Origin of the sequence: Rhizobium sp. BK112, assembly GCF_014193215.1 — a bacterium.
Lineage (GTDB): Bacteria > Pseudomonadota > Alphaproteobacteria > Rhizobiales > Rhizobiaceae > Rhizobium > Rhizobium anhuiense.
Genome location: NZ_JACHYZ010000002.1, coordinates 69,840 through 88,714, shown reverse-complemented (window position 1 = coordinate 88,714; position 18,875 = coordinate 69,840). Strand labels below are relative to the sequence as shown.

Genomic DNA, 18,875 nt, shown 5'->3' with positions numbered 1-18,875 from the left:
GAATGCCAATGTGGCAGGCGCCGGGATAGCACCATCGGACCGATCCGCTCGTTTTGCGGAGGACGGCCTGTCCGTGCCGCGGCGATCGACGCCAGAACATTTCCTTCACGGAGTTGGGTTTTGAACAGCAAAGTTTCGTTCTCTGCGGCATCCAAGGATTACCAGATGGGCCGCTACACACAGTCCTTGGCAACGCTCAACCAGCTGATGGATATCCAGCAGGACGCCAAGACCTATGCGCTGCTGGCCAAGAACCTCGTGCAGCTCGGCTTCAAGGCCGATGCCGCGAAAGCCTATGGCCTGGCCGGCAACTGCGAAGGACCGAATTCCTACGAATACCAGAAACAGGCTGCCAAGCTGCATTACGAGACCGGCAACGAGGACGATGCCCTGCTGATCGCCATGCGAAACCTCGCCAAGGCGCAGGAAGACCCGGAGCTCGCCTTCATCATCACAGCGATCTATCTGAAGCGCCAGCAGCGGGATATCATCCGCCCGTTCAAGACGGTGCTGTCGCAAAGCTCCAATCCCGAGCATATGCGCCTGGCGGCGCTGCTGCTGAGCGACGATCTGAACGACGCAACCAACCAGAACCTGGCGCGCAATATCTTCAAGCGTTTTCCCGGCAATCTGGCATTCCGCTTCCTTCACCTTGTTTTCGCCCGCGAATTCAACGAGTTCGAAGAGGCGAGCAAGCATCAGGCAGTAATCGACGCGGCCCTTGCAAAGGGCGATATCGAGATCCTGCGCAAGGACAACCCGTTCTATCATCTGCACTGGTGCGGCAATGAGGACTTCAACCGGTATGCGACGATCGGCACCACCCCCCTCAATCCGGAACGGGTGGCCTTCCGTCGCAGCCAGCCGCACAGCTGGTCGGACAAGATCCGGATCGGCTACATGTCATCGGACTTCTGGGATCGCCATGCGACGATGAAGCTCTTGCAGCGCATCCTCGAACTGCACGACAAGGACCGGTTCGAGGTGACGCTCTTCTGCCATACAGGCCCGGAGTACCTCAAGCACAACACGACCGACCGCAGCCGCTGGGGCCGGGTCGTCACCATTCACGGCTTCTCCGATCAGGCGGTGCTGGAAGTGGTGCGCGAGCACAATATCGACATCATGGTCGACCTGAAGGGCCATACTTCGGGCAGCCGCGCGCCGGCCTTCAACCTGCCGCTCGCACCGGTTCATGTCGGTTGGCTCGGCTTCCCCGGCAGCACGGTCAATATCGACCTCGACTACGTCATCGGCGACCATTCGGTGCTGCCCGAGGTGGCCAAGCCCTTCTACCATGAGAAATTCTGCCGGCTGCCGGAAAGCTATCAGCCGAACGACCCGATGCATCGCCCGAAGCCGCGCCCTGTCACCCGCGAGCAGCTTGGCCTGCCGGAAGACGCCTTCATCTTTGCGTCCTTCAACGGTAACCGCAAGATTACGCCGGAGACGATCAACAGCTGGTGCCGCATTCTCAAGCGTGCGCCGAACAGCGTGCTCTGGCTGATGGCGAACACGCCGCGCAACCAGGCCAACCTCTTGAAGCAATTCCAGGCGGCGGGGATCTCCGCCAAGCGGATCATCTTCTGCCCGCGCGCACCCTACGAAGAACACATCGACCGTCAGCAGGCGGCCGACATCGGCATCGATACCTTCCCCGTCAACGGCCACACGACCACCTCGGAGCAGCTCTGGGGCGGCCTGCCGGTTCTGACCGTCAAGGGCACCAACTTCGCCTCACGCGTCAGCGAGAGCCTGCTCAGGGCCATCGACCTGCCCGACCTCGTCGCAGACGACCTGCAGGCCTATGAGGATATGGCCGTCGAGCTGGCTCAGAATCCCGGACGGATCGCCGCATACAAGGCGCATCTCAAGGAAAAGCGTTACATTGCGCCGCTCTTCGATGCCGAACGGTTCTGCAACCATCTTGAGCAGGCCTATGAAATCATGGCCGAGCGTGCCAAGCAGGGTCTTGCACCCGATCACATGGACATTCCGGCGCTGCCGCCGCGCACGGGGCCATTCGCGGCCGAGTGAGGCTTTTCAACCGCCACGAAAAACCCGCCGGGGCGATCGCTCCGGCGGGTTTTTCATTGGTGAAGGCTAAAGCCGCGTCGCAATCTTTCAGATTCGCTCCCGCACTCCGGTCCTGGCTTTTACGCATGTTGTGATCGCAGCACCGCTGCGCGCTTTGCGCAGCACGTTTTAGCGGCAGCCGCTCAGCTGAACGAGCGCACCAGGCTGCCGACGAGCAGGTTCCAGCCGTCGATCAGTACGAAGAAGAGAATCTTGAACGGCAGCGAGATCGAGGTCGGCGGCAGCATCATCATGCCCATCGCCATGGTGATGGTGGCGACGATCAGGTCGATGACGAGGAACGGCAGCACGACGAGGAAGCCGATCTCGAAGCCACGGCGAATCTCGGAAATCATGAAGGCCGGGATCAGCACGCGGTAGTCGATCGGATCGGTCGTCTGGATATTCTGCCCGCGTTCGCGCGCCAGATCGACGAAGAGCGCCAGATCCTTGTCGCGGGTATTGGCCGCCATGAAGGTGCGGAAGGGTTCGGCGATACGCTGGACCGCCTCGGTCTCGTTGATCTGATTGGCAAGCAGCGGCTGCACGCCGTTCTGCCAGGCCTGATCGAAGGTCGGCGACATGACGTAGAAGGTCATGAACAGCGACAGCGACAGGAGGATCATATTGGAGGGCGTCGAGGAGAGACCCATGCCTGAACGCAGGATCGAGAAGGCGATGATGAAGCGCGGAAAGCTCGTCACCATGATCAGGATGCCCGGCGCGACCGAAAGAATGGTCAGCAGGCCGAAAGTGCGGATGATCCAGGCGGCAACCGAGCCATCGACCGGCACGTTCAATAAGTCAGTCGGCAGCTGCTGTGCCACCGCCAGTTCCGGTACCGCCATCATGGCGGCAAGGAAAACTATGAGACGAATCATTCGATGACAAATGTCCTGAACATGACCTTCGATACCCGCCCTTGCGAGCGAAGGTCAACACGTTCCTGTATGTCATCCTTGAGATATTGAAAGCCCCGCGGCCCCTCGATCTGCTGGAGGGAAACGGTTCTGATATAGGCGAGGATATCCTGATGAATATCCTCGGAAACCTTGACATCCGGCGGCCCGTTGAACAGCAGCGCGACTTCGAGTCGCACCCAGTTTTCCGAGGGGTAGGCAAGGTTCGACGTGATCGGCTCGAGCTGAACGATGTTGTTGGCCTCGGTCGAAATCCGCGCCAGACCTTCCTCGGCCTTCTTCTTGGCCTCGGCTTCCTTGGCCTGCTCGGCCTCCTTGGCGCCCTTGACGTTGGGCGCGACGATCGTGCCGACCGCCCAGCCGCCGCCGGCGCCGAGCAGGGTCAGGACGGCGATGCCGATGATCGTCATCAGCGCGCCGGATTTCTTCTTCGCTTGACCTGCGCTTGCGTCTGGCTCTGCCATCGTCGTTCAGCCTCAAAGCGGCGAGAAAAGATCGACGGCCTGCTGGCCGCGCGGAGGCTGCTGCACTTCCATCAGGCGGCCGCGGCCACCGTAGGAGATGCGGGCTTCGGCGATCTTGTCGTAGGAGATCTGGTTGTCGGAATTGACGTCCTGCGGACGAACGATACCGGCGACGTTCAGGATGCGCAGTTCCTGGTTCAGACGGACTTCCTGCGAGCCCGATATCACGAGGTTGCCGTTTTCGAGAATGCCGGTGACGACGGCAGCGACAAGCAGGGTGATCTTGTCGGTGCGCTCGATCTTGCCCTTGCCGTCAGTGCTGGTGTCGGAGCCATAGGTCAGGTCCGTCTTGGACTCGGGGGTCCAACCGAAGATCTGGGCGTTAACGTCCCAGTTCATCCCGCTCGAATTCGTGCGACTGCGGTTGGTCTCGTTGTCGAAGGAGGCCTTGTCGTTGATCTGGATGTCGACGGTCAGGATGTCGCCGACGTTGAGCGCGCGCGCATCCTTGAACAGGGCGGCCTGCGAATCGCTCCACAGCGAATAGCCCTGCGCCACGGCGCGCGGCTGCTTCGGATAAAGCGCCATCTGCGGCGTCTGGCCGTAGGCAAGGCCGCTGCCGATCGGGCTCATGGCGGGCGCACGGCCGATCTCGCTAACCGCCGTCGGAGACTGGCAGCCTGCAAGGAGCGCGAGGGCGGCGATCGCGGCCGGGAAACGCATATTCATGAAGGATCCTTCGAGGTATTGGGATCGGACGCACTGGCGATGACGCTGGCGATAACCGCGGCCTTTTGCGGGTCCATCTCGTTGAGGATGAGGCTCGACTGACGCGGACCGAGCCGCATGATCACGGCGGAGGCGACCTCAATCTTCATGTCCTGCAACTGGAGTGCGGCCGCATCCGGCTTCATCTTCTTGTAGATTTCGGTGAGTCCGGCTTCCGCCTGCTTCAGGAAATCGTCGCGCCGCTTCAGCCAGTCCTGGTATTCGGCCTTGCGCTTGTCCATCTCCGCCATGCGGGCATCGATGTCGGCGCGAAGCTTTTCCAGTTCCTGCTTCTGCAAGAGGTAACGCTGGTCGCGGGCGGGATCGGCGATGTTGGTGCAGAACTGCTTGATCTCGTCCTGGGAGGTGATGTCGCCAGCGGGCGCATGTTCCTGTGCGAATGCGCCGGGGATCGACAGAAGGACGAGGCCCGCGGCCGGCAGCGCCAGCCGGCGCAGCAGTTGCAGGACCGTCATGTCAGGGTTGATGATCTTTATCATTGCAGCACAAGCTCCGCCTGCAGGGCGCCTGCCGACTTGATGCCCTGGAGAATGGCGATGATGCCATCCGGTTTCACGCCGATATTGTTAAGGCCGGCGACGAGGGTCCTGAGGTCGGGCCCATCGATGATGGCGACGCGTCCGCCGGTCTGCTCGGCCGTGATATCGGTCTGCGGCTGGACGGCGGTCTGGCCGCGCGAGAAGGGTTCGGGCTGGATGATCTGAGGCGTCTCTGTGACCTGAACCGTCAGCGTGCCGTAGCTGACGGCGACCGGCGAGACACGGACGTCCGAGCCGATGACGATCGTGCCCGTGCGCTCGTTGATAACAACCTTGGCCGGCGTGTCGGTTTCGACGATGAGATTTTCGATGTCGGCCATCAGCCGGGTGAGATCGGCCGTGCGCGGCTTCTGGATCACCACTTCCTGCGAATCCTTGGCTTCGGCGACCGGGCCGCCGAACCGCGCCGAGGCATAACCGTTGACGATGTCGGCAATACGGATCGCCGTCGAGAAGTCGGGGTTGCGCAGCTGCAGGACGAGATTGACCGAATCCTTGAAGCGGGACGGCAGTTCGCGTTCGATGATGGCGCCGCCGGGCACGCGGCCGGCAGTGGTGACGCCTTCGGTCACGGTCGCCGCCTCGCCCTGCGCCTGAAAGCCGGAAACGATGGCGGCACCCTGCGCGACGGCGTAGATCTGGCCGTCGGCGCCGGACAGCGATGTCATGACGAGCGTGCCGCCACGCAGCGAGGTGGCGTCGCCGAGCGAGCTCACCGTGACGTCGATACGGCTGCCAGGACTTGCAAAAGGCGGCAGGTTGGCGGTGACCATCACCGCCGCGGTGTTCTTGGCGCTGGACTGGCTGCCCTGGGTCGAGATGCCGAGATTCTGCAGCATCGCCCGCATCGACTGCTCGGTAAAGGGCGAGGAACGGAAGCCGTCGCCGGTTCCCTGCAGGCCGACGATCAGGCCGTAGCCGATCAGCTGGTTATCGCGGCCGGCCTGAAGCGAGGCGATGTCCTTGATGCGGGAGGTCAGCGCCCAGGCGGGCGCGACATCGGCCAAACTCATGGCGACAACCGCGACAAGGGTTAAGAAACGGAAGAACAATTTCATTTTGCCCTCACATGGACCGTGCCGTCCGCAAGCACCGTGCCGCTGACGATGACGCCGGAATCCATATTGCGTGCGCGCACGACCTGCCCGGTCGAACCGTCTTCGAGCGGTGTGCCGGCAGCCGAGATGGTCATCGCGCCGAGCGTAAAGACCAGGCGGATCGAAGAGCCGCGCGTCACCGTATAGGCTTCGCGCAGGGCCGAAACCGATATCGTCCGGCCCGGCAACAGCGTGCGCTTGGAGACCATGCCTTCGACCTGTGAAACGGATTTGGCATAGTCGCCAGCAAGGTTGGGGTTGGTAACCTCGACCTCCTGCAGCTGGCTGGCCGACAATATGTCGCCGGGGTAGATGATCGTTGTCGGGACAACGGCATAACCCATGCCGGCATCCACGTCCGCGGGCAAGAAGATGCCCGCGACTGCGATCGTGGCTGCCGCCACCCATCCTGAGATGTGTCCTGCCCGGCAAAACATCATGTTTCGGCCCTTCCCTTTACTTCAGGTTCTTGCTGACGATGGAGGCCATTTCATCAGCGGTGGTGATCACCTTGGAATTCATTTCGTAAGCCCGCTGGGCCGAGATCAGCTCGGTGATTTCCTTCACCGGGTCGACGTTCGACGATTCCAGATAGCCCTGCTTCATGTAAGCGAAACCTTCCTCATCGGGATTGCCGATGACGGCTTCGCCGGAGGCTGCCGTTTCCTGGAAGAGATTGTCGCCAAGCGGCTGGAGGCCCGCCTCGTTGACGAAGTCGGCAAGCGTCAGCTGACCGAGCACGGTCGCATCCGTCGCACCCGGCAGCTTCGCCGAGACTTCGCCCGAGCGGCTGATGGTCAGCTCGGTGGAGCCTGTCGGAATGGTGATGCCGGGAAGAACCTCGTAGCCGTCAATGGTGACGAGCTGGCCCTGGTCGTTCTTGTTGAAGGCGCCGGCGCGGGTGTAAAGCGTCGTGCCGTCGGTCGACTGGATCTGGAAGAAGCCCTTGCCGATCAGCGCCACGTCGAGATCGTTGCCGGTCTGCGTCAGTTCGCCCTGGAGATGCAGGTTGCGGACCGCCGAGGTCTGGACGCCGAGGCCGATATTGGCGCCTTCGGGAACAACGGCCTGGTTGGCGCGGTTGGCGACACCCTTGGCGCGTTCGGTCTGGTAGAGAAGATCGGAGAATTCGGCGCGGGCGCGCTTGAAACCTGTCGTGTTGATGTTTGCGATGTTGTTCGCGATGACTTCCAGATTGGTCTGCTGGGCATCCATGCCCGTTGCTGCGATGGCGAGCGCTCTCATGTGTTCGTCCTCAAATCAGTTACATCTGCATCTTGGTGACTTCGAGAAAGGCCGAGACGACCTTGTCGCGGATGGCAATCGCGGTCTGCAGCGTCTGCTCGGCTTGGAGCATGGAATCGACGACTTCACGCGTCGTCGCCGTGCCCTTGATCCCGGCAAAGGACATGCTTTCCGCACCCTTCAGGCTGCTGACCGCATCGCTCGCCATGTTGCCCATGACGGAAGCGAAGCTCACGCCATTAGCCGCACCGGCGGTGCCCGGCATGGTGGCGGCGGCAGACGACGAGGCGGAATTTTCGGTGTCGACGGCGCCAAGCGCGCGGGTCATCGAAAGGTTGCTGACATTCTGGACGCTGCTGATCATTATTATTGGCTCTTCAGGAGATCGATCGTGGAGGAGATGAGATCGCGGGTCTGCTTGATCGTCTGCAGATTGGCGTCATAGGAGCGGTTGGCTTCGCGCATGTCGGCCATCTCGACGAGGATGTTGACGTTCGGCAGCTTGACGACGCCCTTCTGGTCCGCAGCCGGATTGCTGGGGTCGAATTCCGTGCTGAAGTCGCCTTCGTCGACACCGACCTTCTTGACGTTGACCGTCTCAACGCCGCTGGTGCGATCCATCTGCTGGCCGAAGGTTATCGTCTTGCGGCGATAAGGGTCGGCGCCGGGCGTGTCGCCGGTCGAGCGGGCGTTGGCGATGTTCTCCGAGACGATGCGCAGACGCGTCGACTGTGCCTCGAGTCCCGAACCGGCGATTTTCATTGCTGCTGAAAGCGGATCCATGAATTTACTTCCTGACGGTCATCAACATCATGCGGTTGAAGGAACTGACCAGCGAGGTGTTCAGATCGTACTGGCGCTTGATATCGCCCGACTTGGAGAGCTCTTCGGCCAAACCGACCGTATTGCCGGATTCCTGGATGCCGATTTCCTGGTCGAGTGCTGCATCCTTGACGTCGATATCGCCGCTGTCGCTGAAATCATTGCCGCTCAGATGCGCCGGATTGGTGCGCGCCATGGTGATATCGGCATTGTCGAGCACGGCGTCAAAGGGCGTGACGTCCTTGGCATGGAACTTCGGGGTATTGGCATTCGCGATGTTGCTGGCAACAACCTGCTGACGGACCGTCAGCCATTCCGCCTGTCGCGAAGCCAAGTCGAAAAGTTGGATCGGTTGCATGGGAACTCTCCGTTTTTACTGCCCCGAACCTAGTGCGGTAATCTTGCGTGGGACTTACGGGAATTCAGGCTTCGAGCCGCTTTTCGGAGAAGGCCACGGCTAAAAGAAAGCGGGCTCCAAAAAGAAACCGGGCTCCGGCCGGTTCGCGGCGGAGCCCCTGTCGTGTTCGGCACCTGCGGCAGGTTCAATTGTTCTGGTAGGTCTCGCCCTTGGAGGTGACGATCACCCATTTTCCGTCGCGCTGCTCGAGGGCCGCAAGGCGGCTTTCGTCGGGCAGGATCGAGCCGATGCGCACCACATACATGCCCGAGGTATCCTCGATCAGCGCCCGGCCATTGGAGACGTGCAGCAGGCGGAAGGAAGATTTGCCGGGAAAGGGCTGATCTTCCAGTATCGGGCCACCATCGCGCTCCTTGCCGAGATCGGAGACCGTCGCCGTCGTCAGCGGATCGATCGGCGGAGTCTTCTTCTCTCCCTCGTTCTTGTTGACCATGGCAAGCGGCGAGACGCTGAAGACGTTGCGGGCCGGCCAATCCGGCAGGTCGCGCGAATTGCCGCTGGCGGCGACGTTGATGCCGAACTTGTCCTCGTTGAAGAACACATACCAGGGGAAGAAAGCGGCGGCGCCGGCCAGCGCCAGGCCGGTGAAGGTCAGAAGCCGATCCAGCATGGCGGTCTTCCTGCGCTGCTTCAAGGAAGCGATGCGTTCGTCGTCGAATTCAGCCACGTCTATCTCCTCTGAATCTGTCCGCCCTGATTGCCCATACCGGCTGCGGCCTTGAGCGCGCCGGCGAGATCGGCAAAGGCATCGGGCGAGTCACGGTCGCCCGGCGACTGCTTCAGGACGTCGTAAATGATGGGCACCTGCTTGACCGCCATGTCGAGATCGGGATCGGCGCCCTGGCGATAACCGCCGATCAGGCGCAGGTCGCGCGTCTCCTCGAAGCGGTGGATCAGCACTTTCAGCCGCGACACCAGCTTTTCCTGGTCCGGCGTCCAGGCCTTGCGGGCGAGACGCGAGATCGAGGCCAGCGGATCGATCGGCGGATAACGCCCTTCTTCGGCGAGACTGCGCTGCAGGACGATGTGACCGTCGAGAATGCCGCGCGTCGAGTCGGCGATCGGGTCGTTGTGGTTGTCGCCGTCGACGAGGATCGAGATGATCGCCGTGATGGTGCCGGCGCCCTCGGGGCCGGGACCGGCGCGTTCCAGCAGCCGCGGCAGTTCGGTGAAGACGGACGCGGGATAGCCGCGCGCGATCGGCGGCTCGCCGGAGGCGGTCGCCACTTCGCGGATCGCATGGGCGAAACGCGTGACGCTGTCGACGATGAAGAGGACGTTCTCCCCCTTGTCGCGGAAATGCTCGGCGATGGTGACCGCCGTCAGCGGCGCCATCTTGCGCAGCATCGGGCTCTCGTCGCTGGTGGCGACGACGGCGATCGCCTTCTTCATATTGCTGCCGAGCGTATCCTCGATGAATTCGCGCACCTCGCGGCCGCGTTCGCCGACGAGAGCAATGACAACCTTGTCGAAGGCATCGGCGCGGGCGAGCATGGACAGAAGCGTCGACTTGCCGACGCCGGAACCGGCGAAGATGCCGAGGCGCTGTCCGAGGCAGAGCGGCGAGAAGATGTCGATGGCGCGCACCCCGGTCTTGAAGCCGGTCTGGACACGCTTGCGGGTCATCGAAGGCGGCGCGGTGTTGGAGATCGAGCGCCGATCGAGGCCCTCGGTGATCGGACCCAGCCCGTCGATCGGCTCGCAAAGCGAGTTGACGGTGCGCCCGCACCAGCTGTCCGACGGCGAAATGCGGAAGGCGCCCTTGCGGATGACCGTATCGTGGATGCCGATCGGCTCGCCGGGTTCGATGGGGCAGACATAGATCAGGTCCGGCTCGACGCGCACGACCTCGCCGAGATGGATGCCGGTCGCCGATTTATGGGCGACGAACTCCCCGAGACGAACATGGCGGGAGAGACCGCGCACCGTGTAATGGCCGGCGGCGATGGTCTGCACGCGACCGCCATGGGCGACGGCGAACTCCGGCGATGCATAGCGCTCGACGAGGCCTGTCAGATGCGCCAGTTTCGGGGAAAGGCCGTCCTCGGACAGTAGCTTGGTGCTCATGCTTCAAATCCCGCCCTGAAATACACCGCGTGCAGCATGCTGCATGCGGTGTATTTCGGATCTCTGCTCTTATGCATGCCGTCCTCCCAAAACCGCCGGACACTTTTGGGCGACATGCATCAACGGCTGCCCCCAAGCGTCTGGACGGCTTCCTTGAAGGAATCCTCGCTGTCACGCATCAGCGACGAAACGCTTTCGAAGGCGCGGTTGACTTCGATCAGCTGGGTGATCTCGCGCATGGCGTTGACATTGGAGTTTTCGAGATAGCCCTGCTCGACACCGATATTGAAGCGGTCGACAACGGCGCGCGGCTGGTCGGTGGTCATGATGCCGCTGTTTTCGTAGCGCAGGTAACCCTTGCTGATATCGGCTTCGAACAGACCAAGCGAAGCGACCTGGCGGTCGGCCTGATAGATGATGCCGTCGGTGCCGACGGCCGGCTCGCCGCCCTTGGTGTTGAGCTGGATCGGCGCGCCGCCGGCGTCGAGAACGGGATATCCCCTGATCGACACGAGTTCGCCGGTATCCTTGATCGTGAAGCGCCCGTCCCTCGTCAGCACGCGGCCGGCCGGCGTATCGAGCGCAAACCAGGCATCGCCCTTGATGGCGAAATCGAGCATGTTGCCGGTATGCTGCAGTTCGCCATTTCCTTCGTTCAGGTAGTCGTTGCCCTGGGAAACGAAGGCGACCTTGGTATTCAGCTTGTTCTTGGTATTCGCCACCATCTCGTCGAACTTCACCTCTGTGGCGCGAAAACCGGTGGTGTTCACGTTCGCCATGTTGTCCGCGATGGTGTTCAGGCGCTTTTCGAGGGCCATCTGCGACGACAGAGAAACATAAAGACCGGATTGCATGTCGGTAAGCTCCAAGCATTGGCGATGAACGGAACGAAAAGCCGGGCGTCGTCTTGAGTGGTTCGGCCGGGATTTCGCTGAGGCGGCATCTCAGAAAACGGGTGCGGACACCCATTCGTCTCCTTTAGACTGACGGCAGATGCTTGCGCGAAGCTGGCACGTGGAAATGCCTTGCGAGCGGCCTTTTCATCAGCCTCACGCAAGGCAGAAATCCTATCCGTCTTAGAGAAAAGTAACGTTCAGATTGGGCTGACGATGAATATCATTATCGGATTTATAGTGACTTGCGGCTGTGTCATCGGCAGCTTCATGGCGATGGGCGGCCACGTGGACGCCCTGTTCCAGCCCTTCGAATTCGTCATCATCGGTGGCGCCGGTCTCGGCAGCTTCATCATGGCGAACCCGATGAAGGTGGTGAAGGATTCCGGCAAGGCGCTCGGCGAAGCCTTCAAGCACGCCGTGCCGAAGGAACGCAATTATCTCGACACGCTCGGCGTGCTCTATTCGCTGATGCGCGACCTGCGCACCAAGTCGCGCAACGAAATCGAAGCCCATATCGACAATCCGGCCGAATCGACGATCTTCCAGCAGGCTCCGACTGTTCTAAAGAACAAGGAACTGACAGCGTTCATCTGCGACTACGTGCGCCTGATCATCATCGGCAACGCGCGCAGCCACGAGATCGAAGCGCTGATGGATGAAGAGCTCAACACCATCATGCACGACAAGATGAAGCCCTACCACGCGATCCAGATCATGGGCGATTCCTTCCCGGCGATCGGCATCGTCGCGGCCGTTCTCGGCGTCATCAAGGCGATGGCCCACATCAATGATTCGCCTGAAGTGCTCGGCCATTTGATCGGCTCGGCGCTTGTCGGCACCTTCCTCGGCATTCTCTTGTCTTACTGCGTCTGCTCGCCGCTGGTCTCGCAGATCAAGGTGGTACGCAACAAGCAGCACCGCCTCTACGTCATCGTCAAGCAGACACTGCTTGCCTATATGAACGGGTCGGTGCCGCAGGTCGCTCTCGAATACGGCCGCAAGACGATTTCGGCCTACGAGCGTCCGTCCATCGATGCGGTCGAACAGGAAATGATGAATCCAGGCGGCGAAAACAAGGCGGCTTAAATGACCATGAGCAATGCTTCGCACGACAAACCGGCTATGGATCCTGCCCTTCTCGCCAAACTGACAGGCGGGCTTGGCGACAAAGGCAGGGTCGCCAAGATCTGCAGCTCCTTTGGGGAAATCTACAGCGAATTCTTTCCCGACGTCATCAAAAGCGAGACCGGGCTCGACGTGACGGTCAACTATCTCGGCTGCGAGATCGGCTACAAGAACCATCTGGTCGACGACCTGAGTGCGAACGTCACGCTCGTCGACGCGACGCTGCGCAACTGGTCGCAGAACATTACGCTTGTCTGCGGCAACGGGTTCGTCATCACGCTGATGGAGCACCTGCTCGGCGCCACCGCCGATACGATCGAAGAACCCGCCGACCGGGTGCTTTCGATCATCGAACTCGATCTGGCGGTCATGGTCTTCGACAAGATCGCCAAGGTGCTGCGCTCGGCCGTCAACGCGCCGGGCGGCTTCGAACCGAGCCTTTCGGCTCCGCACCCCCATGACACACGCGCCCGCTCGGCCGAGGATCGCCCGGACGAGTTCGCCGCCGCCATCAACATGTCGATCACCCTTGCCGGCATCGTTTCGGAATTCGCATTGATCGTCCCGCAGACCGCCCTGCTCAAGACCAAGGTGACGCCGCCGAAGCCGAAGCGCCAGGCTGGCAGCAGCTCGGCGGAATGGACCGAACAGCTCGGCGACCAGGTCCGCCGCTCGCATGTCACGCTCGAGGCCAAGATCAGGCTGCAGGACCTGACGCTGCGCACGATATCGAAGCTGATGGTCGGCGACGTCATTCCGTTCCACGACAGCGGCGACGTGCGCGTCGAGGTCAGCGCCAACAGCAAGGAATTGTATGTGTGCGAGTTCGGGCGTTCAGGCGAAAACTACATGGTCCGCGTCAAGGATACGATGAACTCGGATGACGAGCTCATCCGTCATTTAATGAATTAATCGGTTCTCTGGCTTTTGGGCTGCAAAGGCAGTTTGAGGCAAGTTTCAACTGGAATAGTGATTTCATGGCTACGAAGAAAACACAGCAGAACAGCGACCTCTCCCTGGATATTCCGGGTAGCGAAGCGGATCTCGACCAGGCGATCGACGATCTGCGCGGCGTGCTGAAGCAGGATGCCGATGGCGACCTGCCGCAGTTTGGCGACGACCTACAGAGCGACCCTTTCGCGACAGGAACGGACCTGGCGGCCTTCGGCGGCGAGGCTTCGGAAAGCCCCTTCGGCAGCGACGACTTCGGCGGCGATTTCGGCGCTGGCAATGCCAGCCAGGCTGCCGGCATGGATTTCGGCAGCAGCGCCTCTTTCGAGGGTTCGCCGGCTCCGCTCGGCAGCGCTTTGAATTCCAATTTCGATCTGATCATGGACATTCCGATCGATGTCCAGATCATGCTCGGCACCAGCCGCATGCAGGTCTCCGGCCTGATGAACCTCAATGAAGGGGCGACCATCGCCCTCGACAAGAAGATCGGCGAACCCGTCGAGATCATGGTGAACGGCCGCAGGATTGCACGCGGCGAAATTACGGTGCTTGATCACGACGACACGCGATTCGGTGTGAAACTGATAGAAGTTTTGAGTACGAAAAAAGCCTGATCCCTGTGTGGGACGGAGAGGTTAGACCATGATGGACTTTGACGATTTCGGCGGCGCGCTAGCCGGGAAACCGTTGACCCAGGCTGAAAAGGCGGCGGCTGTTCTTCTCGCTATGGGAAAGGGCGTCGCCGGCCGGCTGCTGAAGTATTTCACCCAGGCCGAACTTCAGACCATTATCTCATCCGCCCAGTCGCTTCGTGCCATTCCGCCGGATGAACTGCTGCTGCTCGTCGCCGAGTTCGAGGACCTCTTCACCGAGGGCGCCGGACTGATGGACAACGCCAAGGCGATCGAGGCCATTCTCGAAGAAGGCCTGACGCCCGACGAGGTCGACAGCCTGCTTGGCCGTCGCACCGCATTCCAAGCCTATGAAACCTCGATCTGGGATCGCCTCAGCGAAGCGGAGCCGACATTCGTCGCACAGTTCCTGCTGCGCGAACATCCGCAGACCGTCGCCTATATTCTTTCGATGATGCCTTCCAACTTCGGCGCCAAGGTGCTGCTGCAACTCCCCGACAATCGTCGCGCCGACATCATGAACAGAACGGTCAACATGAAGACGGTCAGCCCGAAGGCCGCGCAGATCATCGAGAACCAGGTCATGACGCTGCTTGCCGAGGTCGAGGCAGAGCGCAATGCGGCCGGCTCGACGAAGGTCGCCGATCTCATGAACGAACTCGACAAGCCGCAGGTCGACACGCTGCTCACCTCGCTCGAATCGATCAGCCGCGAATCGGTCAACAAGGTCCGCCCGAAGATCTTCCTCTTCGAAGACCTCATGTACATGCCGCAGCGCAGCCGCGTCTTGCTGCTCAACGACATTTCGACGGATGTGCTCACCGTCGCGCTGCGCGGGTCGCCCCCCGAGATCCGCGAATCGGTTCTCTCGGCCATCAGCCCACGCCAGCGCCGCATGATCGAATCGGATCTGCAGAGCGGCATGGGCGGCGTCAATCCGCGCGAGATCGCGATTGCCCGCCGCGCCGTGGCGCAGGAAGCGATTCGCCTGGCCAATTCCGGCCAGATCGAACTCAAGGAGAAGGAAGGCGACGCTTCGGCAGCCGCCTAAAACGCGTCGCAGTGCGCTGATTCATGCGACTCGTTTTCGCTCCGTCTATTGTGCACGTCGTTTTCCCGTTGCATGCATCGGCACTTCGAGACTGTTGACAAATCCGGCATGCCGTACGGCAGCTGTTGATCGCCGTGCCACAGGCGACTACCCTTCCAGCAATAGGCTGCGCTCCAAAGCGCGTCGCAGAGAACCCGGTTCCTGCGACGCGCTTTGGGTCTTTGTTTTGATGCATGTCGTCATCCCAAAACCGCTGCACATTTTGGGCGGCATGCATTAGCTGCAGCCTATTTCTTTGACGGAGGGCCGCGACTTGGCAGACGATGACAAGGACAGCAAAACAGAAGCCCCGACCGCGAAAAAGCAAACCGATGCCGCGGAAAAAGGCAACGTGCCGTTTTCGCGCGAGCTGTCGATCTTCGCGACCATTCTCGCCACCTACATCTATCTGGTGTTCTTCCTCCCCGACAGCGTCGGGCGCATGACGGAAACGCTGCGCGACATCTTCGAGCAGCCCGACCAATGGAAAATCGAGACGGGGCCGGATATCCTATCGCTGTTCGTCCGGATCGGCTGGGCAAGTGCGGCGCTGGTGGCGCCCGCCTTCATCCTGTTCATGGTGTTCGGCATCGCCTCCGCCGTCTTCCAGAACCTGCCGACACCGGTGCTCGAACGTATCCGGCCGCAGTTCTCGCGCATCTCCCCGGTCAAAGGCTGGACGCGGCTGTTCAGCCTGCCCGGCCTCATCGAATTCGGAAAGTCGCTGTTCAAGGTCGTCATCGTCGGCATCATCCTGTTCTTCGTGATGAGAAGCGAATATTTCAGCTCGATCGACGCGATGTTCTCCGATCCACAGACCATCCTCGTGCGGACGACGACAGCGATGCGCAAGATCATCGTCGTCATGCTGATCGCCACCGCGATCGTGGCGATTGCCGATCTTTTCTGGACGCGCCATCACTGGTTCACCGAACTGAAGATGACACGCCACGAGGTGAAGGAAGAAAACAAGCAGGCGCAGGGCGACCCCTTCGTCAAGGGCCGGCAGCGCTCGCTGATGCGCGACCGCGCGCGCCGGCGTATGATCAACAATGTGCACCGGGCGACGCTCGTCATCGCCAACCCGACGCACTATGCCGTGGCGCTGCGTTACGCGCGTGAAGAAAACGACGCACCGGTGGTGCTGGCCAAGGGCCAGGACCTCGTCGCGCTCAAAATCAGGGAGATCGCCGAGCAGAACGGCATACCGGTGTTCGAGGATCCTCCGCTTGCGCGCTCCATGTTTGCGCAAGTCTCGATCGATAGTGTCATACCGTCAGTCTTCTACAAGGCCGTTGCGGAGCTGATCCACCGGGTCTACGCCGCAGACGCCAAGAACAAACGGGTAAGATAAGCCGAATGAAAAAATGCCCCCACTCTACCCAGCGTGAAAAGATCCTCGCCGTTGCGATCAGCCCGGTCGCAACGGAACTGCGCCTTCTGGATGCCTCTGACCTTATTTCACTGCTGCGCTTCGAGTATTACGGCAACCTTTCCGATCTCGTCGCGTCGGCGGCGGAGCTTTTCTTCCATCCGGGCACAGTGAATTTCGGCCTGGGCGGCAACTATACGCTGGAGTGGGGCGGTAAGCCCGAGGTCGTTCTCGATCTGGAAATCAAGCCACGCGGCGTCACCGTCTATGCCCAGCTCACCCTTGCCGAAGATCACGCCGGCATCGAGATCAATCATATCGCTTTCCAGGATCCATCGGCCGATCCTGACGAGAATACCGTCTTTCTCGAAAAGAGCCTCCGGGAAGCCCGTTACAACGTCAACCAACCGCCTCGGGCGCTGGCCGGCTGACGTCCTCTCAAGACAATCGAGCATTCATCCACATTGGATAGAAGAACGGCGCGGGTTCAGCTGATGTAGCCGAGCCGGATCGCCTTGGCGATCGCCTGTATGCGATTGACGGAATCGAGCTTGATGGTCGCCGAGCCGAGATAGGCGTTGACGGTGTGCACCGACAGGCCGAGCTTGTCGGCGATCTCTTCGCTGATGCGGCCGTCGCCGGCAAGCTGCAGACAGGCGATCTCGCGTTCGCTCAACGCCTCGGCGGCAGCCGTGCGGCGTTCATCGAGCGAGAGCAGATCCATCATGATATGGCAGCAGCGACCGTGCAACTCGACGATGGTATCGCTCGACGGATCGATCTCATCGCCAGTGAAGAGGATGAAACCATTGCCGACGGCGCCGAGCCGCACCGGAAAGGCAAGGCCGGAGAAAGGCAGAATACCGTTCTGCAGCCGCGTCATGAACGGCGAGAAGTCGGCCGGGCCGGGCGCCGCGCGATCGTGACCGCCGGCCCATGAGAGCGGCAGCAGCGACTTGTCGATATGGTCGAGAAGGATATCGCTGTAGGCATCGATGAAGGCCTTGCCGAAACCGGCATTGGAAGAGCCCCAGTTCTCGAGCTCGCAGACCAGGCGCTGCTTTGCCGGAAGGCCCGAGCCGCTGACGCGGAAGATCGCAAAGCCTTGCGCATCGGCGAGCTTCTGCATGGCGATCAGCCGCGGAAAAAGATCGGACCGGCTGGAAATCCTGTTCACACGCACCATGCGCAGCTGCTCGGCGCTGCTCATCGTCCTGCCTGGTGAATGTGCCATGGATCCCCCTATACGAGATTATTGCGGACGGCGAAGGCAATGGCCTCGGAGCGGGTCTTGGTCGCCGTCTTGCGCATCACGCTGGTGATGTAGTTGTTGATGGTATTGCGGGAGATTCCAAGGATCATCGCGATCTCGTCGCTGGTCTTGCCCTCGGCGATCCAGAACAGGCATTCGAGCTCGCGGTCCGTCAATTCAAAATCGCGATCGACCTTCGTGCCACCGCAGCGGAGGAAGCTCGCGACATAACCTGCAAGCAGGCCCACATCGCGCAGGCGCTCCGGCGAAAGGATGAACCCTTCGCCGAACAGGAACATCAAGGCCAGCCGCGACCGGCCGACATTGAAGGTCAATGAACAATATTGGCGGCTGGCGCCGTCCGGCACATCGGCACTATCCGGCAGAAGCGCAAAATTCGGCTGGAAGACCTGCATGCATTTTTCCAGCTCGGTCGAACGGGCATAGCCGCTGACCAGATCATTGGCGATGTCCTTGACCAGATCGAAAGGCCAATCGGACGAAACGATGAAATCGAGGCCGCTTTCCTGAATGAGATCGCAGCGCGCCAGAAGATAGTGCGAAGCACCCACATACTCCGTCAGCGCGCGCAGACCGGACTGCAACCTTCCAGTGTCGGCGACACCGTGCAGGCGCTGGATCACTTCATCGCGCGGTAATAGACCCGGCGCCACCGCGCTCGCGAAATTCGCCATCTGCCTCTCGCCCTTGCTCGCCTGAAGTATGTTCATATCCATTGGCAACGTCCTGCGGCTGAGAAACGATCAAACTCGGTGCAACAGCAATTTTTCTGTAAAGGATTCAATTCAAGTCCCGCTCGAAACCCATTTCGAATCACCTAAGGGTAAGCCAGCCGATGTAAATCACCATCTCCGACTTCTAGGGATTTACATCAACTGCCGTCCATGCACTGATTCGAGCACCATTCGCGCCCTTCAAGATATAGGGGAGGCTAAGGTGATTCTGGCTGTACCGCAACTTGATTCGCGTTTTACGCGAGTATGCCTCAACAAATTTCTCTAAAGCGGTATTCACTGCAGTCAGGCCTATATCCTATTCGAATTGCTGGCGCCGGCCGTCATTTGCTTTGCGGGAACCGATACATCCCGCTGCAGGACAT

22 protein-coding genes are annotated in these 18,875 nt (G+C 60.8%); 7 read left to right on the top strand and 15 right to left on the bottom strand.

The features are described from left to right. The first annotated feature begins 120 nt into the window (after positions 1-120). Positions 121-2,037, top strand: a complete 1,917-nt coding sequence (locus FHT75_RS05660) for a glycosyl transferase (RefSeq protein ID WP_028756334.1) — start codon at positions 121-123, stop codon at positions 2,035-2,037. Between the two features lie 182 nt (positions 2,038-2,219). Here FHT75_RS05660 and fliP read toward each other — a convergent pair whose 3' ends face one another. From fliP to flgF, 13 genes are all read right to left on the bottom strand, one after another. After that, positions 2,220-2,957, bottom strand: a complete 738-nt coding sequence (fliP, locus tag FHT75_RS05655) for a flagellar type III secretion system pore protein FliP (RefSeq protein WP_003556541.1) — start codon at positions 2,955-2,957, stop codon at positions 2,220-2,222. Continuing rightward, positions 2,954-3,460 (bottom strand): flagellar basal body-associated FliL family protein, encoded by a 507-nt coding sequence (locus FHT75_RS05650; RefSeq protein WP_028755543.1) that lies wholly within the window; start codon positions 3,458-3,460, stop codon positions 2,954-2,956. The genes fliP and FHT75_RS05650 overlap by 4 nt, the downstream gene beginning before the upstream one ends. A 12-nt stretch (positions 3,461-3,472) precedes the next feature. Next, positions 3,473-4,189: a flagellar basal body L-ring protein FlgH gene (gene flgH, locus FHT75_RS05645; protein WP_028755544.1), complete on the bottom strand. Its 717-nt coding sequence runs from the start codon at positions 4,187-4,189 to the stop codon at positions 3,473-3,475. After that, positions 4,186-4,728: a MotE family protein gene (locus tag FHT75_RS05640; RefSeq protein ID WP_028755545.1), complete on the bottom strand. Its 543-nt coding sequence runs from the start codon at positions 4,726-4,728 to the stop codon at positions 4,186-4,188. The genes flgH and FHT75_RS05640 overlap by 4 nt, the downstream gene beginning before the upstream one ends. Beyond that, complete coding sequence (locus tag FHT75_RS05635) at positions 4,725-5,846, bottom strand: flagellar basal body P-ring protein FlgI (protein WP_028755546.1); 1,122 nt, start codon at positions 5,844-5,846, stop codon at positions 4,725-4,727. Before FHT75_RS05635 ends, FHT75_RS05640 begins: the two co-directional genes overlap by 4 nt. After that, on the bottom strand, positions 5,843-6,325 hold the full coding sequence (gene flgA, locus FHT75_RS05630) for a flagellar basal body P-ring formation chaperone FlgA (protein WP_028755547.1): 483 nt from the start codon (positions 6,323-6,325) through the stop codon (positions 5,843-5,845). Before flgA ends, FHT75_RS05635 begins: the two co-directional genes overlap by 4 nt. Positions 6,326-6,341: 16 nt before the next feature. Then, the gene (gene flgG / locus FHT75_RS05625) at positions 6,342-7,130 is read right to left on the bottom strand and encodes a flagellar basal-body rod protein FlgG (RefSeq protein ID WP_028755548.1); all 789 of its coding nucleotides are present in this window, start codon (positions 7,128-7,130) and stop codon (positions 6,342-6,344) included. A 19-nt stretch (positions 7,131-7,149) separates the two neighbouring features. Beyond that, entirely contained in the window at positions 7,150-7,494 is a 345-nt protein-coding gene (locus FHT75_RS05620) for a flagellar hook-basal body complex protein FliE (RefSeq protein ID WP_028755549.1), read from the bottom strand. Between the two features lie 2 nt (positions 7,495-7,496). Beyond that, positions 7,497-7,913, bottom strand: a complete 417-nt coding sequence (flgC, locus tag FHT75_RS05615) for a flagellar basal body rod protein FlgC (protein ID WP_028755550.1) — start codon at positions 7,911-7,913, stop codon at positions 7,497-7,499. Between the two features lie 4 nt (positions 7,914-7,917). Further along, positions 7,918-8,310 carry a flagellar basal body rod protein FlgB gene (gene flgB, locus FHT75_RS05610; protein WP_028755551.1) on the bottom strand — a complete coding sequence of 131 codons (393 nt, stop codon included), beginning with the start codon at positions 8,308-8,310 and terminating at the stop codon, positions 7,918-7,920. Between the two features lie 184 nt (positions 8,311-8,494). Then, positions 8,495-9,037: a hypothetical protein gene (locus tag FHT75_RS05605; RefSeq protein WP_028755552.1), complete on the bottom strand. Its 543-nt coding sequence runs from the start codon at positions 9,035-9,037 to the stop codon at positions 8,495-8,497. 2 nt (positions 9,038-9,039) lie between these two features. Further along, a complete protein-coding gene (gene fliI, locus FHT75_RS05600) occupies positions 9,040-10,437 on the bottom strand; it encodes a flagellar protein export ATPase FliI (RefSeq protein WP_028755553.1) in 1,398 nt (465 codons plus the stop codon). Between the two features lie 119 nt (positions 10,438-10,556). Further along, positions 10,557-11,291, bottom strand: coding sequence for a flagellar basal-body rod protein FlgF (gene flgF / locus FHT75_RS05595; protein ID WP_028755554.1), 735 nt, complete (start codon positions 11,289-11,291; stop codon positions 10,557-10,559). Between the two features lie 255 nt (positions 11,292-11,546). Here flgF and motA point away from each other — a divergent pair, with 255 nt between their 5' ends. From motA to FHT75_RS05565, 6 genes are all read left to right on the top strand, one after another. Then, positions 11,547-12,419 (top strand): flagellar motor stator protein MotA, encoded by an 873-nt coding sequence (motA, locus tag FHT75_RS05590; RefSeq protein WP_028755555.1) that lies wholly within the window; start codon positions 11,547-11,549, stop codon positions 12,417-12,419. Further along, positions 12,420-13,370 carry a FliM/FliN family flagellar motor switch protein gene (locus tag FHT75_RS05585; protein WP_028755556.1) on the top strand — a complete coding sequence of 317 codons (951 nt, stop codon included), beginning with the start codon at positions 12,420-12,422 and terminating at the stop codon, positions 13,368-13,370. A 65-nt stretch (positions 13,371-13,435) separates the two neighbouring features. Beyond that, on the top strand, positions 13,436-14,023 hold the full coding sequence (gene fliN / locus FHT75_RS05580; protein ID WP_028755557.1) for a flagellar motor switch protein FliN: 588 nt from the start codon (positions 13,436-13,438) through the stop codon (positions 14,021-14,023). 28 nt (positions 14,024-14,051) lie between these two features. Continuing rightward, positions 14,052-15,092 (top strand): flagellar motor switch protein FliG, encoded by a 1,041-nt coding sequence (gene fliG, locus FHT75_RS05575; protein ID WP_028755558.1) that lies wholly within the window; start codon positions 14,052-14,054, stop codon positions 15,090-15,092. 313 nt (positions 15,093-15,405) lie between these two features. Further along, complete coding sequence (gene flhB / locus FHT75_RS05570) at positions 15,406-16,485, top strand: flagellar biosynthesis protein FlhB (RefSeq protein ID WP_028755559.1); 1,080 nt, start codon at positions 15,406-15,408, stop codon at positions 16,483-16,485. Between the two features lie 5 nt (positions 16,486-16,490). Next, the gene (locus FHT75_RS05565) at positions 16,491-16,934 is read left to right on the top strand and encodes a hypothetical protein (protein WP_028755560.1); all 444 of its coding nucleotides are present in this window, start codon (positions 16,491-16,493) and stop codon (positions 16,932-16,934) included. A 56-nt stretch (positions 16,935-16,990) separates the two neighbouring features. Here FHT75_RS05565 and visR read toward each other — a convergent pair whose 3' ends face one another. Next, on the bottom strand, positions 16,991-17,737 hold the full coding sequence (visR, locus tag FHT75_RS05560; RefSeq protein ID WP_028755561.1) for a transcriptional regulator VisR: 747 nt from the start codon (positions 17,735-17,737) through the stop codon (positions 16,991-16,993). Positions 17,738-17,745: 8 nt separating this feature from the next. After that, positions 17,746-18,492 carry a transcriptional regulator VisN gene (visN, locus tag FHT75_RS05555; RefSeq protein ID WP_028755562.1) on the bottom strand — a complete coding sequence of 249 codons (747 nt, stop codon included), beginning with the start codon at positions 18,490-18,492 and terminating at the stop codon, positions 17,746-17,748. Positions 18,493-18,875: the final 383 nt, after the last annotated feature.

Bases quoted from the DNA above. Each gene is read 5' to 3' on its own strand.
- visN (WP_028755562.1), bottom strand. From the start codon at position 18,492: ATGGATATGAACATACTTCAGGCGAGCAAGGGCGAGAGGCAGATGGCG.
- FHT75_RS05635 (WP_028755546.1), bottom strand. From the start codon at position 5,846: ATGAAATTGTTCTTCCGTTTCTTAACCCTTGTCGCGGTTGTCGCCATG.
- flgB (WP_028755551.1), bottom strand. From the start codon at position 8,310: ATGCAACCGATCCAACTTTTCGACTTGGCTTCGCGACAGGCGGAATGG.
- flgH (WP_028755544.1), bottom strand. From the start codon at position 4,189: ATGAATATGCGTTTCCCGGCCGCGATCGCCGCCCTCGCGCTCCTTGCA.
- visR (WP_028755561.1), bottom strand. From the start codon at position 17,737: ATGGCACATTCACCAGGCAGGACGATGAGCAGCGCCGAGCAGCTGCGC.
- fliI (WP_028755553.1), bottom strand. From the start codon at position 10,437: ATGAGCACCAAGCTACTGTCCGAGGACGGCCTTTCCCCGAAACTGGCG.
- flgF (WP_028755554.1), bottom strand. From the start codon at position 11,291: ATGCAATCCGGTCTTTATGTTTCTCTGTCGTCGCAGATGGCCCTCGAA.
- motA (WP_028755555.1), top strand. From the start codon at position 11,547: ATGAATATCATTATCGGATTTATAGTGACTTGCGGCTGTGTCATCGGC.
- FHT75_RS05585 (WP_028755556.1), top strand. From the start codon at position 12,420: ATGACCATGAGCAATGCTTCGCACGACAAACCGGCTATGGATCCTGCC.
- fliG (WP_028755558.1), top strand. From the start codon at position 14,052: ATGATGGACTTTGACGATTTCGGCGGCGCGCTAGCCGGGAAACCGTTG.
- flgG (WP_028755548.1), bottom strand. From the start codon at position 7,130: ATGAGAGCGCTCGCCATCGCAGCAACGGGCATGGATGCCCAGCAGACC.
- fliN (WP_028755557.1), top strand. From the start codon at position 13,436: ATGGCTACGAAGAAAACACAGCAGAACAGCGACCTCTCCCTGGATATT.
- flgA (WP_028755547.1), bottom strand. From the start codon at position 6,325: ATGATGTTTTGCCGGGCAGGACACATCTCAGGATGGGTGGCGGCAGCC.
- fliP (WP_003556541.1), bottom strand. From the start codon at position 2,957: ATGATTCGTCTCATAGTTTTCCTTGCCGCCATGATGGCGGTACCGGAA.
- FHT75_RS05640 (WP_028755545.1), bottom strand. From the start codon at position 4,728: ATGATAAAGATCATCAACCCTGACATGACGGTCCTGCAACTGCTGCGC.
- FHT75_RS05620 (WP_028755549.1), bottom strand. From the start codon at position 7,494: ATGATCAGCAGCGTCCAGAATGTCAGCAACCTTTCGATGACCCGCGCG.
- flgC (WP_028755550.1), bottom strand. From the start codon at position 7,913: ATGGATCCGCTTTCAGCAGCAATGAAAATCGCCGGTTCGGGACTCGAG.
- FHT75_RS05565 (WP_028755560.1), top strand. From the start codon at position 16,491: ATGAAAAAATGCCCCCACTCTACCCAGCGTGAAAAGATCCTCGCCGTT.
- FHT75_RS05650 (WP_028755543.1), bottom strand. From the start codon at position 3,460: ATGGCAGAGCCAGACGCAAGCGCAGGTCAAGCGAAGAAGAAATCCGGC.